Source organism: Micrococcus sp. iso_229 (assembly GCF_058072725.1).
In genome coordinates this window covers 1,804,836-1,819,445 of sequence record NZ_CM176514.1, presented here as the reverse complement: position 1 = coordinate 1,819,445, position 14,610 = coordinate 1,804,836, and the positions used below count along the sequence as shown (strand labels likewise).

General features: G+C 68.5%; 10 protein-coding genes. All 10 read left to right on the top strand.

All coding sequences use genetic code 11. From position 1 onward, the window contains the following. The first annotated feature begins 205 nt into the window (after positions 1-205). The 10 genes from rplJ (at position 206) to AC3RKA_RS08345 (ending at position 14,547) form a co-directional block, all read left to right on the top strand. Positions 206-727 (top strand): 50S ribosomal protein L10, encoded by a 522-nt coding sequence (rplJ, locus tag AC3RKA_RS08390; protein WP_002854782.1) that lies wholly within the window; start codon positions 206-208, stop codon positions 725-727. Positions 728-796: 69 nt separating this feature from the next. Next, positions 797-1,183: a 50S ribosomal protein L7/L12 gene (rplL, locus tag AC3RKA_RS08385; protein ID WP_002854784.1), complete on the top strand. Its 387-nt coding sequence runs from the start codon at positions 797-799 to the stop codon at positions 1,181-1,183. 285 nt (positions 1,184-1,468) lie between these two features. After that, positions 1,469-4,975: a DNA-directed RNA polymerase subunit beta gene (gene rpoB / locus AC3RKA_RS08380; RefSeq protein WP_489727111.1), complete on the top strand. Its 3,507-nt coding sequence runs from the start codon at positions 1,469-1,471 to the stop codon at positions 4,973-4,975. A gap of 83 nt (positions 4,976-5,058) precedes the next feature. Beyond that, positions 5,059-8,955, top strand: a complete 3,897-nt coding sequence (locus AC3RKA_RS08375; protein ID WP_036334316.1) for a DNA-directed RNA polymerase subunit beta' — start codon at positions 5,059-5,061, stop codon at positions 8,953-8,955. A 310-nt stretch (positions 8,956-9,265) separates the two neighbouring features. Then, the gene (gene rpsL, locus AC3RKA_RS08370; RefSeq protein WP_002854787.1) at positions 9,266-9,640 is read left to right on the top strand and encodes a 30S ribosomal protein S12; all 375 of its coding nucleotides are present in this window, start codon (positions 9,266-9,268) and stop codon (positions 9,638-9,640) included. After that, entirely contained in the window at positions 9,640-10,110 is a 471-nt protein-coding gene (gene rpsG / locus AC3RKA_RS08365; RefSeq protein WP_002854788.1) for a 30S ribosomal protein S7, read from the top strand. Before rpsL ends, rpsG begins: the two co-directional genes overlap by 1 nt. A gap of 118 nt (positions 10,111-10,228) precedes the next feature. After that, positions 10,229-12,343 carry an elongation factor G gene (gene fusA / locus AC3RKA_RS08360; RefSeq protein WP_049161600.1) on the top strand — a complete coding sequence of 705 codons (2,115 nt, stop codon included), beginning with the start codon at positions 10,229-10,231 and terminating at the stop codon, positions 12,341-12,343. Between the two features lie 281 nt (positions 12,344-12,624). After that, complete coding sequence (gene tuf / locus AC3RKA_RS08355; RefSeq protein WP_002857459.1) at positions 12,625-13,815, top strand: elongation factor Tu; 1,191 nt, start codon at positions 12,625-12,627, stop codon at positions 13,813-13,815. A 127-nt stretch (positions 13,816-13,942) separates the two neighbouring features. Beyond that, positions 13,943-14,083, top strand: a complete 141-nt coding sequence (locus tag AC3RKA_RS08350) for a hypothetical protein (RefSeq protein WP_162838057.1) — start codon at positions 13,943-13,945, stop codon at positions 14,081-14,083. After that, a complete protein-coding gene (locus AC3RKA_RS08345) occupies positions 14,080-14,547 on the top strand; it encodes a DUF3817 domain-containing protein (RefSeq protein WP_269599407.1) in 468 nt (155 codons plus the stop codon). The genes AC3RKA_RS08350 and AC3RKA_RS08345 overlap by 4 nt, the downstream gene beginning before the upstream one ends. The last annotated feature ends 63 nt before the right edge of the window (positions 14,548-14,610 follow it).

The following is a 14,610-nucleotide window of genomic DNA, read 5'->3' as shown; positions in this document are numbered from 1 at the left end:
CGTGGTGCCCTGCCTCCGGGCAGAGCCCACCGAAGGATCTCCCTGACGGAGACGGCCCGCGCAGGTGAACGTGAGCCACGCTCGCATCCGCTCGTCGCCCCTCCGGGTCCGATCGCGTCGATGCTCCTGCCGCGCCCCGTGCATCTGCACGGGGCGTTTTCTCGTCTCGGGGTGGCGGTTCCCACGCATCATCGAGAGGAGTGCCATGGCGACGTCCGCGAAGGAGTCGGCGGTGGCTGAGCTCACGGACCTGTTCCGTGAGTCCAGCGCTGCTGTTCTGACGGAATACCGTGGCCTGACGGTGACGGAGCTCAAGCAGCTGCGTGACTCCATCCGTCAGGACGCGACCTACGCCGTGGCGAAGAACACGCTGGCCGAGATCGCGGCCAAGGACGCCGGTCTGGAGGGCCTCGAGGCTCACCTGTCCGGTCCCACCGCGATCGCGTTCGTGACCGGGGACCCGGTCAACGTCGCGAAGGCCCTGCGTGACTTTGCCAAGGATCACGAGAAGCTCGTGCTCAAGGGCGGCTACATGGATGGCCAGCCCCTGGACGAGGCCGGCATCAAGAAGCTCGCGGACCTCGAGTCCCGCGAGGTGCTGCTGGCCAAGTTCGCCGGCGCGATGAAGGGCAGCATGTCCAAGGCTGCCGCCCTGTTCCAGGCGCCGCTGTCCAAGACCGTCCGCACGGTCGAGGCGCTGCGCGCCGCGCAGGGCGAGGCTGCCTGAGCAGTCCGCCCCGGGCTGCACGGCCCACCACTTCACACGTAGTCAAGACGTACCCGTAAAGGAGCCATCATGGCCAAGCTGACCACCGAAGAGCTGCTCGCCGCGTTCGAGGAGCTGACCCTCATCGAGCTGTCCGAGTTCATCAAGGCGTTCGAGGAGAAGTTCGACGTCACCGCCGCCGCCCCCGTGGCCGTGGCCGCCGCCGGCGGTGCCGCCGGTGGTGCCGAGGCCGCCGCCGAGGAGAAGGACGAGTTCGACGTCATCCTCGAGGCCGCCGGCGACAAGAAGATCGGCGTCATCAAGGAGGTGCGCGCCCTCACCTCCCTCGGCCTGAAGGAGGCCAAGGACCTGGTGGACGGCGCCCCCAAGCCCGTCCTCGAGGGCGTCAACAAGGAGGCCGCCGAGAAGGCCAAGGAGCAGCTCGAGGGCGCCGGCGCCACCGTCACCCTCAAGTGATGATCGCGGCCTGAGCCGCATCACGCTTCCTCACGAGGCCCCCGGACCCGCACTGCGGACCGGGGGCCTCGTGGCGTCCCAGGTCACGCACCCGCGGCTGGACAGGGGCGACGGGCGCGGATAGGATGGATCTTTGCATCTCCCCTGTTCCGTGCCGCCCGCAGGACCCCGCGTCCCGCCGTGGCCCGCACGGTTCCGCACGGCCTTCATATAGCGGTGGGCCGGCGCCGCCGTCTCGCGGCAGGGGAGCGAACGGAACCCAGAAGGCCTGTGGAAGGATCCTACGTGGTCGCCTCGAGCACCTCCAACGAAACCGCTACCGTCTCCCCGCGATCCGGCGCCTCCGCCGGACGCGTCTCCTTCGCCAAGATCTCCGAGCCGCTGGACGTGCCGGACCTGCTGGCGCTGCAGACCGAGTCGTTCGACCGCCTGATCGGCAATGAGCGGTGGGCCGCGCGCGTCGACGCCGCCCTGGCCGCCGACGACCACTCCGTGCCCGTCACCTCGGGACTGACGGACATCTTCGAGGAGATCTCCCCGATCGAGGACTTCCAGGGCACCATGTCCCTGTCCTTCGCCGAGCCGGAGTTCGCCGACGCGAAGATGACGGAGGAGGAGTGCAAGGATCGCGACGCGACCTTCTCCGCCCCGCTGTACGTCAAGGCCGAGTTCATGAACAACACGACCGGCGAGATCAAGCAGCAGACCGTCTTCATGGGCGACTTCCCGCTGATGACCCGCAACGGCACGTTCATCATCAACGGCACCGAGCGCGTCGTCGTCTCCCAGCTGGTCCGCTCCCCGGGCGCCTACTTCGAGCGCACTCCGGACAAGACCTCGGACAAGGAGATCTTCTCGGCGAAGATCATCCCCTCGCGCGGCGCCTGGTTCGAGCTCGAGGTGGACAAGCGCGACCAGGTCGGCGTCCGCCTCGACCGCAAGCGCAAGCAGCCCGTGACGGTGCTGCTCAAGGCCATGGGCTGGACCGAGTCCCGCATCCTGGAGGAGTTCGGACACTACGACTCCATCCGCGCCACCCTCGAGAAGGACGGCACCGCGGACCAGGACGAGGCCCTGCTCGACATCTACCGCAAGCTGCGCCCGGGCGAGCCGGCCGCCGTCGACGCCGCGCAGTCGCTGCTGAACAACCTGTACTTCACCCCGAAGCGCTACGACCTCGCCAAGGTGGGCCGCTACAAGCTCAACCGCAAGCTCGGCGTGGACGTGCACCTCGGCGACCCCAACGCGTCCGTGCTCACCGAGGACGACATCGTCCAGATGGTGCACTTCATCGCCGCGCTGCACGCCGGCGAGACCGCCATCAAGGGCACGCGCGACGGCGCGCCGGTGGACGTGCGCGTGGAGATCGACGACATCGACCACTTCGGCAACCGTCGCATCCGCGCGGTGGGCGAGCTGATCGAGAACCAGATCCGCACCGGCCTGTCCCGCATGGAGCGCGTCGTGCGCGAGCGCATGACCACCCAGGACGTCGAGGCGATCACCCCGCAGACCCTGATCAACATCCGTCCCGTGGTGGCGGCGATCAAGGAGTTCTTCGGCACTTCGCAGCTGTCCCAGTTCATGGACCAGAACAACCCGCTGGCGGGCCTGACGCACAAGCGCCGCCTGTCCGCGCTCGGCCCGGGCGGCCTGTCCCGCGACCGTGCCGGCATGGAGGTCCGTGACGTCCACCCGTCGCACTACGGCCGCATGTGCCCCATCGAGACCCCGGAAGGCCCGAACATCGGCCTCATCGGCTCGCTGGCGACCTTCGGCCGGATCAACTCCTTCGGCTTCATCGAGACCCCGTACCGCCGCGTGGTCGACGGCCGGGTCACGGACACCGTGGACTACCTGACCGCCGACGACGAGCTGGCCTTCCAGATCGCCCAGGCGAACGCCCCGGTGGACGAGGACGGCCGGTTCGTGGAGGAGCTCGTGCTCTGCCGCCAGCGCGGCGGCGACGGCGAGCCCGTGCTCTCGACCGTGGACGAGATCGACTACATGGACGTGTCCCCGCGCCAGATGGTGTCGGCGGCCACCGCCCTCATCCCGTTCCTCGAGCACGACGACGCCAACCGCGCGCTCATGGGCGCGAACATGCAGCGTCAGGCCGTGCCGCTGCTCCGCTCCGAGGCCCCCTACGTGGGCACCGGCATGGAGAAGTACGTGGCCGTGGACGCGGGCGACTCCGTGACGGCCACGCAGGGCGGCGTCGTGACCGAGGTGGCCGCGGACCTGGTGACCGTCATGAACGACGACGGCACCACCACGCACTACCCGATCATGAAGTTCGCCCGCTCGAACCAGGGCAACGCCTACAACCAGCGCGTGCGCGTGTCCGAGGGCGAGCGGGTGGAGCCGCTGAGCATCATCGCCGACGGTCCCGCCACGGACAACGGCGAGCTCGCGCTCGGCAAGAACCTCCTCGTCGCGTTCATGCCCTGGGAGGGCCTGAACTACGAGGACGCGATCATCCTGTCCCAGCGCATGGTCTCGGAGGACGTCCTCACCTCGATCCACATCGAGGAGCACGAGGTCGACGCCCGCGACACCAAGCTGGGCGCCGAGGAGATCACGCGCGACATCCCCAACGTGTCCGAGGAGGTGCTGTCGCAGCTCGACGAGCGCGGCATCATCCACATCGGTGCGGAGGTGGAGGCCGGTGACATCCTGGTCGGCCGCGTGACGCCGAAGGGCGAGACCGAGCTGACCCCGGAGGAGCGCCTGCTGCGCGCGATCTTCGGCGAGAAGTCCCGCGAGGTCCGCGACACGTCCCTGAAGGTGCCGCACGGCGAGTCCGGCACCGTCATCGGCGTGCGCATCTTCGACCGCGACGAGGACGACGACCTGCCCCCGGGCGTGAACCAGCTGGTGCGCGTCTACGTGGCGCAGAAGCGCAAGATCACCGACGGCGACAAGATGGCCGGCCGCCACGGCAACAAGGGCGTCATCTCGAAGATCCTGCCGCTGGAGGACATGCCGTTCCTGGCGGACGGCACCCCGGTGGACATCGTGCTGAACCCGCTCGGCGTCCCCGGCCGCATGAACCTCGGCCAGGTCATGGAGCTGCACCTGGGCTGGGCCGCCTCGCGCGGCTGGGACATCCAGGGCGAGCCGGAGTGGATCAAGGACCTGCCGAACTTCCCGCGCCAGTCCGGTCCGGTCAACGTGGCCACCCCGGTGTTCGACGGCGCCGAGGCGTACGAGATCACGGGCCTGCTCGGCCACGTGAACGTGACCCGCGACGGCGACCGTCTCATGAGCGACAGCGGCAAGGCGCAGCTGTTCGACGGCCGCACCGGCGAGCCGTTCCCGGACCCGGTGTCCGTGGGCTACATGTACATGCTCAAGCTGCACCACCTGGTGGACGACAAGATCCACGCCCGTTCCACGGGCCCGTACTCGATGATCACGCAGCAGCCGCTGGGCGGTAAGGCCCAGTTCGGCGGCCAGCGCTTCGGCGAGATGGAGGTGTGGGCGCTCGAGGCGTACGGCGCGGCGTTCACCCTCCAGGAGCTGCTGACCATCAAGTCGGACGACATCCACGGCCGCGTGAAGGTCTACGAGGCCATCGTCAAGGGCGAGAACATCCCGGAGCCGGGTGTTCCCGAGTCCTTCAAGGTGCTCATCAAGGAGATGCAGTCCCTCTGCCTGAACGTGGAGGTCCTCTCCGCCGACGGCCAGGCCATCGAGATGCGTGACGCGGAGGACGAGGTCTACCGCGCCGCCGAGGAGCTGGGCATCGACCTCTCCCACGCCGAGCCGAGCTCGGTGGAGGAAGTCTGAGCCGGGCCCGATCCCGCATCCACAAGACGTCACCTGAGAACCACTGAACCAAGGGAGTTCACCGGAGCATGAGCGTGAACAGCATGTCCACTGACAACTCTTTCGGCCTGATGCGCATCGGCCTGGCCACGGCGGAGGACATCCGCCGCTGGTCCTACGGCGAGGTCAAGAAGCCGGAGACCATCAACTACCGCACCCTGAAGCCGGAGAAGGACGGACTCTTCTGCGAGAAGATCTTCGGCCCCACCCGCGACTGGGAGTGCGCGTGCGGCAAGTACAAGCGCGTGCGCTTCAAGGGCATCATCTGCGAGCGCTGCGGCGTCGAGGTGACCCGCTCGAAGGTGCGCCGCGACCGCATGGGCCACATCGAGCTCGCCGCGCCGGTCACCCACATCTGGTACTTCAAGGGCGTGCCCTCGCGCCTGGGCTACCTGCTGGACCTGGCGCCGAAGGACCTCGAGAAGGTCATCTACTTCGCGGCCTACATGATCACCTCGGTGGACGAGGAGGCCCGGCACCGCGACCTGGCCAACCTCCAGGCCGAGTACGACCAGGAGACCCGTGTCCTGGCCGACCAGCGCGACTCCGACATCGCCGCGGTGGCCGCCGACCTCGAGAAGGACCTGGCCAAGCTGGAGTCCGAGGGCGCCAAGGCCGCCGAGAAGAAGAAGGCCCGCGACGCCGCGGACAAGACCATGGGGCAGATCCGCAAGCGCGCGGACGCGGAGCTGGACCGCAAGGAGCAGGTCTGGGACCGCTTCAAGAACCTCAAGGTCGCCGACCTCGAGGGTGACGAGGGCCTGTACCGGGCCATGCGGGACAAGTACGGCCAGTACTTCGAGGGCTCGATGGGCGCGGAGGCGATCCAGCGTCGCCTGCAGACCTTCGACCTCGAGGCCGAGTCCGAGATGCTGCGTGAGACCATCAAGACGGGCAAGGGCCAGCGCAAGACCCGCGCCCTGAAGCGCCTGAAGGTCGTCAACGCGTTCCTGACCACGGACAACTCGCCCGAGGGCATGGTCCTGGACGCCGTCCCGGTGATCCCGCCGGAGCTGCGTCCGATGGTGCAGCTGGACGGCGGCCGCTTCGCGACCTCCGACCTCAACGACCTGTACCGTCGCGTGATCAACCGCAACAACCGCCTGAAGCGGCTGCTCGACCTCGGCGCGCCCGAGATCATCGTCAACAACGAGAAGCGCATGCTGCAGGAGGCCGTGGACTCGCTGTTCGACAACGGCCGCCGCGGCCGGCCGGTGACCGGCCCGGGCAACCGCCCGCTCAAGTCGCTCTCCGACATGCTCAAGGGCAAGCAGGGCCGCTTCCGTCAGAACCTGCTCGGCAAGCGCGTGGACTACTCGGGCCGCTCGGTCATCGTGGTGGGTCCCCAGCTCAAGCTGCACCAGTGCGGCCTGCCCAAGCAGATGGCGCTGGAGCTGTTCAAGCCGTTCGTGATGAAGCGTCTCGTGGACCTGAACCACGCGCAGAACATCAAGTCCGCCAAGCGCATGGTGGAGCGCTTCCGCCCGCAGGTCTGGGACGTGCTCGAGGAGGTCATCACCGAGCACCCGGTCCTGCTGAACCGCGCCCCCACCCTGCACCGTCTGGGCATCCAGGCCTTCGAGCCGCAGCTCGTGGAGGGCAAGGCCCTGCAGCTGCACCCGCTGGTCTGCTCAGCGTTCAACGCGGACTTCGACGGCGACCAGATGGCGGTCCACCTGCCCCTGTCGCCGGAGGCCCAGGCCGAGGCGCGCCTGCTCATGCTCTCGAGCCACAACATCCTGAAGCCCTCGGACGGCCGCGCGGTCGCCGTGCCGGCCCAGGACATGATCATCGGCCTGAACCACCTCACCACGGTGCGTCCGGACGAGGTCGGCGCGGGCAACCTGTACGCGACCGTCGCCGAGGCCATCATGGCGTTCGACGGCGGCGACCTGCACCTGAACGCGCCCGCACGGATCGGCGTCGAGGGCTTCGTGCCGTCGGCGGCCGTGCCTGCCCCCGAGGGCTGGTCCGAGGGCGAGATCGCCCTCATCGAGACCACCCTGGGCAAGGTGCTGTTCAACGAGCTGCTGCCGGACGACTACCCGTGGCTGGACAAGCAGGCGACCAAGGGCACCCTCGGTCAGCTGGTCAACGACCTGGCCGAGCGCTACCCGATGGTCGTCACGGCGCAGACGCTGGACAACCTCAAGGACGCCGGCTTCCACTGGGGCACCTGGTCGGGTGTGACCGTGGCGATCTCGGACATCACCTCCGACTTCGACAAGGCCGCCATCATGGAGGGCTACGAGGAGCAGGCCCAGCGCGTGCAGCAGCAGTACGACAAGGGCCTGATCGCGGACGACGAGCGTCGCTCCGAGCTGATCGACATCTGGAACAAGGCCACCGACGAGGTCGCCGCGGCCATGAAGGACGGCCTGCCGGAGCTCAACACCATCAACCGCATGGTGTCCTCCGGTGCGCGAGGCAACTGGCTCCAGGTGCGCCAGATCGCGGGCATCCGCGGCCTGGTGGCCAACCCGAAGGGTGAGATCATCCCGCGTCCGATCAAGTCCTCGTACCGCGAGGGCCTGTCCGTGCTCGAGTACTTCTCCGCCACCCACGGCGCCCGCAAGGGCCTCGCGGACACCGCGCTGAAGACCGCGAACTCGGGCTACCTGACCCGTCGTCTCGTCGATGTGTCCCAGGACGTCATCGTCCGCGAGGATGACTGCGGCACCGAGCGCGGCCTGTCCGTGACGATCGCCGCGCCGAACGCCGACGGCGAGCTGGTGGCCCACGAGCAGGTCGAGAACTCGGCCTTCGCCCGCACGCTGGCCCAGGACGTCACGGGCGAGGACGGCACGGTGCTGGCCTCGGCCGGCGCGGACGTGGGCGACGTGCTGATCGGCGAGCTGGTGGCTGCCGGCGTCACGGAGATCAAGGTCCGCTCGGTCCTGACCTGCGAGTCCGCCGTGGGCACCTGCGCGAAGTGCTACGGCCGCTCGATGGCCACCGGCCAGCTGGTGGACATCGGCGAGGCCGTCGGCATCATCGCGGCCCAGTCGATCGGTGAGCCGGGCACCCAGCTCACCATGCGCACGTTCCACACCGGCGGTGTGGCCTCGGCCGACGACATCACGCAGGGTCTGCCCCGCATCCAGGAGCTCTTCGAGGCCCGCACCCCGAAGGGCGTCGCCCCGATCTCCGAGGTCGCCGGCCGCGTGACCATCGAGGACACCGAGGCGTCCGTGCGCCTGCTGCTCACCCCGGACGACGGATCCGAGGAGATCGCCTACCCGGTGCTGCGCCGTGCACGCATCCTCGTGGCGGACGGCGAGCACGTGCCGGTGGGCACGCAGCTCGTGGCCGGCGCCGTGGACCCGAAGCAGGTCCTGCGCGTGCTCGGCCCGCGGGCCGCGCAGCGGTTCCTCGTGGACGAGGTGCAGAACGTGTATCAGTCCCAGGGCGTGGGCATCCACGACAAGCACGTGGAGGTCATCGTCCGGCAGATGCTGCGTCGCATCACCGTCATCGAGTCCGGTGACACCGACCTGCTGCCGGGTGAGCTCACGGACCGGGCGCGCTTCGTGGCCGCCAATCGCGCCGCCGTCGCCGAGGGCCGCCAGCCGGCCTCCGGCCGCGACGAGCTGATGGGCATCACGAAGGCCTCGCTGGCCACGGACTCGTGGCTGTCGGCCGCGTCCTTCCAGGAGACGACCCGCGTCCTGACGCAGGCGGCCATGGAGGGCAAGTCCGACCCGCTGCTGGGCCTGAAGGAGAACGTGATCATCGGCAAGCTGATCCCGGCCGGCACGGGCCTGGATCGCTACACGAAGACCGTCGTGGAGCCGACGGAGGAGGCGAAGGCCAACCTGTTCGCCTCGCCGGCCGGGTTCGCGGACTTCGACTACCCGGGCCTGGACCAGTCGCTCGGCGAGAACGACTTCCACGCCGTCTCGCTGGACGACTACGGCCGCGGGGGCGACTTCCGCGCCTGATCCGCGTCCCCCAGGGGGCCCGCTGCTCCTCCGCTCACGCGGGGGAGGGGCGGGCCCCTTGGCCGTGCGGGGCCGGCTCGTCGATGACGCCGGGGCGTGCTATGCTGTCAAGGATTGTTTTTCGTGTGGCAAATTGGACGCTGTCCGGGTCGCGGGGTCATTGCGCGGCAGATGCCACACTTTTGCACGCCTGCGGACGTCTGCTCGTTGCGAGCCCCCCAGGGAGAGGCAGAGCAGAGGAACGAGCAGCCGGCGCCCCGGGCGCCGGTCGATCACGTCAGCGATCACCGAAACACAGGAAGGCTGAAGAGTGCCTACGATTCAGCAGCTGGTCCGCAAGGGCCGCTCACCCAAGGTCGTCAATACGAAGGCCCCTGCGCTGCAGGGGAACCCCATGCGTCGTGGCGTGTGCACCCGCGTGTACACCACCACGCCCAAGAAGCCGAACTCGGCGCTGCGCAAGGTCGCCCGTGTGCGCCTGAACGGCGGCATCGAGGTCACCGCCTACATCCCCGGCGAGGGCCACAACCTGCAGGAGCACTCGATCGTGCTCGTCCGCGGCGGTCGTGTGAAGGACCTGCCCGGCGTGCGCTACAAGATCGTGCGCGGCGCCCTCGACACCCAGGGCGTGAAGAACCGCGGCCAGGCCCGCTCCCGCTACGGCGCCAAGAAGGAGAAGAAGTAATGCCTCGTAAGGGTCCTGCGCCGAAGCGCCCCCTCGTCGTCGATCCCGTCTACGGCTCCCCGCTGGTCACGCAGCTGATCAACAAGGTGCTCATCGACGGCAAGAAGTCCACCGCCGAGCGCATCGTGTACGGTGCGCTCGAGGGCGCCCGTGCCAAGAACGGCGCCGATCCCGTGGCCACCCTCAAGAAGGCCATGGACAACATCAAGCCGGCCCTCGAGGTGCGCTCCCGCCGCGTCGGCGGCGCCACCTACCAGGTGCCCGTCGAGGTCAAGCCGGGCCGCTCCACGGCCCTGGCCCTGCGCTGGCTGGTCGGCTTCTCCAAGGCGCGCCGTGAGAAGACCATGACCGAGCGTCTGATGAACGAGATCCTGGACGCCTCGAACGGCCTGGGCGGCGCCGTGAAGCGTCGCGAGGACACCCACAAGATGGCCGAGGCCAACAAGGCCTTCGCCCACTACCGCTGGTGATCCGTGTGGCCCGGGGCGCGCGATCCGCGCCTCGGGCCGCAGGTGCGTCCTCTTCGGACGGGCCACCCACCGCATCCACCTCACGAGCCCCCCATTCCACCCGACCAAGGGAGACACCGTGGCACAGGACGTGCTGACCGACCTGCACAAGGTCCGCAACATCGGCATCATGGCCCACATCGATGCCGGCAAGACCACCACCACCGAGCGCATCCTGTTCTACACGGGTGTCAACCACAAGCTGGGCGAGACCCACGACGGCGGCGCGACGACGGACTGGATGGAGCAGGAGAAGGAGCGCGGCATCACCATCACCTCCGCCGCGGTGACCTGCTTCTGGAACGACCACCAGATCAACATCATCGACACCCCCGGCCACGTGGACTTCACGGTCGAGGTGGAGCGCTCGCTGCGCGTGCTCGACGGCGCCGTCGCCGTGTTCGACGGCAAGGAGGGCGTGGAGCCCCAGTCGGAGACCGTGTGGCGCCAGGCGGACAAGTACGACGTCCCCCGCATCTGCTTCGTCAACAAGATGGACAAGCTGGGCGCGGACTTCTACTTCACCGTCGACACCATCGTGAAGCGCCTCGGCGCGCGTCCGCTCGTGATGCAGCTGCCGATCGGCGCCGAGAACGACTTCGTGGGCGTCGTCGACCTGATCTCCATGAAGGCCTTCGTGTGGCCGGGCGACGCCAAGGGCGACGTCACCATGGGCGCCTCCTACGAGACCCGCGAGATCCCCGCCGAGCTCCAGGAGAAGGCCGAGGAGTACCGCAACCAGCTCGTCGAGGCCGTCGCCGAGAGCTCCGAGGAGCTCATGGAGAAGTACCTCGAGGGCGAGGAGCTCACCGTCGAGGAGATCCAGGCCGGCGTGCGCCAGCTGACCGTGAACGCCGAGGCCTACCCGGTGTTCTGCGGCTCCGCGTTCAAGAACCGTGGCGTGCAGCCGATGCTGGACGCCGTGGTCGCCTACCTGCCGAACCCGCTGGACGCCGGCGCCGTCAAGGGCCACGCCGTGAACGACGAGGAGCAGGTGCTGGAGCGCGAGGCGTCGAAGGAGGCCCCGTTCTCGGCCCTGGCCTTCAAGATCGCCACGCACCCCTTCTTCGGCACGCTGACCTTCATCCGCGTGTACTCCGGCCGCCTGGAGTCCGGCGCGCAGATCCTCAACGCCACCAAGGGCAAGAAGGAGCGCATCGGCAAGCTGTTCCAGATGCACGCCAACAAGGAGAACCCGGTGGACGAGGTGGTCGCCGGCCACATCTACGCCGTGATCGGCCTCAAGGACACCACCACGGGCGACACCCTGTGCGATCCCGCGAACCCGATCATCCTCGAGTCGATGACCTTCCCGGAGCCCGTGATCTCCGTGGCCATCGAGCCGAAGACCAAGGGTGACCAGGAGAAGCTGTCCACCGCCATCCAGAAGCTCGTCGCCGAGGACCCCACGTTCCGCGTGAACCTCAACGAGGAGACCGGTCAGACCGAGATCGGCGGCATGGGCGAGCTCCACCTGGACGTGTTCGTGGACCGCATGAAGCGCGAGTTCAAGGTCGAGGCCAACGTGGGCAAGCCCCAGGTCGCGTACCGCGAGACCATCAAGCGCAAGGTCGACAAGGTCGACTACACGCACAAGAAGCAGACCGGCGGCTCCGGCCAGTTCGCCAAGGTGCAGCTGTCCTTCGAGCCCCTGGACACCGCTGAGGGCGAGGTCTACGAGTTCGAGAACGCCGTCACCGGCGGTCGCGTGCCCCGCGAGTACATCCCCTCGGTGGACGCGGGCATCCAGGACGCCATGCAGTTCGGCGTGCTGGCCGGCTACCCGATGGTCGGCGTGAAGGCCACCCTGCTCGACGGTGCGTACCACGACGTCGACTCCTCGGAGATGGCGTTCAAGATCGCCGGCTCCCAGGCCTTCAAGGAGGGTGTCCGCAAGGCCAACCCGATCATCCTCGAGCCGCTGATGGCCGTGGAGGTCCGCACCCCCGAGGAGTTCATGGGCGACGTCATCGGCGACCTGAACTCCCGCCGCGGCCAGATCCAGTCCATGGAGGACGCGACCGGCGTGAAGGTGGTCAACGCCCTCGTGCCGCTCTCGGAGATGTTCGGCTACATCGGCGACCTGCGCTCCAAGACGCAGGGTCGCGCGGTGTACTCGATGACCTTCCACTCCTACGCCGAGGTCCCCAAGGCCGTGGCGGACGAGATCGTCCAGAAGTCCCAGGGCGAGTGACCGCAGGTCACCTGCTCTGAACGACCTGCCCCGGGTCGGCCGCCGCAGCGGCGGCCGACCCGGGGCGACCGGACCGCCCTCCCCGGCGCGGCGGTCCGCGATCAGGACGGGTCAGGTCCGGTCCGCTCTCGGCGGTCCCGACGGCCTGGAACCGGACTGGCCCTCGTGAGGCCGGGATTTCCCCAACCCCGTACCATCCGAGTAGACTCAGTCAAGTTGTCAGCACGTCCCAGGCGGCTGAGCAGTCTTCTTGACGATGAACCAGTTCTTAGGAGGAACTAGTGGCAAAGGCAAAGTTCGAGCGGACGAAGCCGCACGTCAACATCGGCACCATCGGCCACGTTGACCACGGCAAGACCACGCTGACCGCCGCCATCTCGAAGGTCCTGTACGACAAGTACCCGGACCTGAATGAGGCCCGTGACTTCGCGACGATCGACTCCGCCCCCGAGGAGCGTCAGCGCGGCATCACCATCAACATCTCCCACGTGGAGTACCAGACCGAGAAGCGTCACTACGCCCACGTGGACGCCCCCGGTCACGCCGACTACATCAAGAACATGATCACCGGCGCCGCTCAGATGGACGGTGCGATCCTCGTGGTCGCCGCCACCGACGGCCCGATGGCCCAGACCCGTGAGCACGTGCTCCTGGCCCGCCAGGTCGGCGTGCCGGCCCTGCTCGTGGCCCTGAACAAGTCGGACATGGTCGAGGACGAGGAGCTCCTCGAGCTCGTCGAGATGGAGGTCCGCGAGCTGCTGTCCTCGCAGGAGTTCGACGGCGACGACGCCCCGGTCATCCGCACCTCCGGTCTGAAGGCCCTCGAGGGCGATCCCCAGTGGGTCAAGTCCGTCGAGGACCTCATGGATGCCGTGGACGAGTTCATCCCGGACCCGGTCCGCGACAAGGACAAGCCGTTCCTGATGCCGATCGAGGACGTCTTCACCATCACCGGCCGTGGCACCGTGGTGACCGGTCGCGCCGAGCGCGGCACCCTGAAGATCAACTCCGAGGTCGAGATCGTCGGCATCCGCGACGTGCAGAAGACCACCGTCACCGGCATCGAGATGTTCCACAAGCAGCTCGACGAGGCCTGGGCCGGCGAGAACTGCGGTCTGCTGCTGCGCGGTCTGAAGCGCGACGACGTCGAGCGCGGCCAGGTCGTGGTGGCGCCGGGTTCCATCACCCCGCACACCAACTTCGAGGCGAACGTCTACATCCTGTCCAAGGACGAGGGTGGGCGTCACAACCCGTTCTACTCGAACTACCGCCCGCAGTTCTACTTCCGCACCACCGACGTCACCGGCGTCATCACGCTGCCCGAGGGCACCGAGATGGTCATGCCCGGCGACACCACCGAGATGTCGGTCGAGCTCATCCAGCCGATCGCCATGGAGGAGGGCCTCGGCTTCGCCATCCGCGAGGGTGGCCGCACCGTGGGCTCCGGCCGCGTCACCAAGATCACCAAGTGATCTGACGCATCCCGTCTCGTGGCTCCGTTGAGCCGCTGACGCGCGACGCCCCCGTCTCCGGGTCTCCCGGAGGTGGGGGCGTCGCCGTGTCCGACGACGGCGCGGCGGCGGCCGCTAGGCTGAGGACATGCCTGAACTGCTCATCCTCATCGTGGTGCTCGCCGTGGCCGCCGTGGCCGTGCGCTGGGCGCTGCGGACCTTCCGTCCCGAGATCGACCGCGCCCGGCGCATCCGGCGCGCGAACCGCGGTGGGGAGCTGGAGCGATGAGCCTGCCCAGCCCGCGCCGCCTGTTCGCCGTCACGGCGATGGCCGAGATGTTCACCTGGGCCGGCCTGCTGATCGCCATGGGCCTCAAGTACGGCGGAGTCACGGAGCGGGTGGTGCCGGTCGCCGGCGGCGTCCACGGCTTCGTGTTCCTCTGCTACCTCGTGGTGACGGTCGCCGTGTGGATCGACGGGCGATGGTCGGTGACCCGCGGGCTCCTCGGCCTCGGCTCGACGATCGTCCCGTTCATGACGGTCCCGTTCGAGCGGGCCCAGCGGCGGCGCGGCGAGCCGGCCCCGCGGTGGCAGGTCGTGGACCGTGCGCCGGGGGAGCGGAGGCCCCTGGAACGGCTCCTCGTCGTGGTGCTGCGTCATCCGGTGGTCAGCGCGCTGGTTGCGGTCGCCGTGGTCGCCGTCGTCTTCATGCTGCTGCTCAACGCCGGCCCGCCCACCGAGTGGGGCCGCTGAGCCCGGGGACCGCCGGGCCCGGTCCGCCGATTGGCGGACCGGGCCCGGTTCTGTCTATACTGA

Coding starts and splice junctions, on each gene's coding strand:
- rplJ (WP_002854782.1), top strand. CDS start 206: ATGGCGACGTCCGCGAAGGAGTCGGCGGTGGCTGAGCTCACGGACCTG.
- rplL (WP_002854784.1), top strand. CDS start 797: ATGGCCAAGCTGACCACCGAAGAGCTGCTCGCCGCGTTCGAGGAGCTG.
- AC3RKA_RS08375 (WP_036334316.1), top strand. CDS start 5,059: ATGTCCACTGACAACTCTTTCGGCCTGATGCGCATCGGCCTGGCCACG.
- rpsG (WP_002854788.1), top strand. CDS start 9,640: ATGCCTCGTAAGGGTCCTGCGCCGAAGCGCCCCCTCGTCGTCGATCCC.
- AC3RKA_RS08350 (WP_162838057.1), top strand. CDS start 13,943: ATGCCTGAACTGCTCATCCTCATCGTGGTGCTCGCCGTGGCCGCCGTG.
- AC3RKA_RS08345 (WP_269599407.1), top strand. CDS start 14,080: ATGAGCCTGCCCAGCCCGCGCCGCCTGTTCGCCGTCACGGCGATGGCC.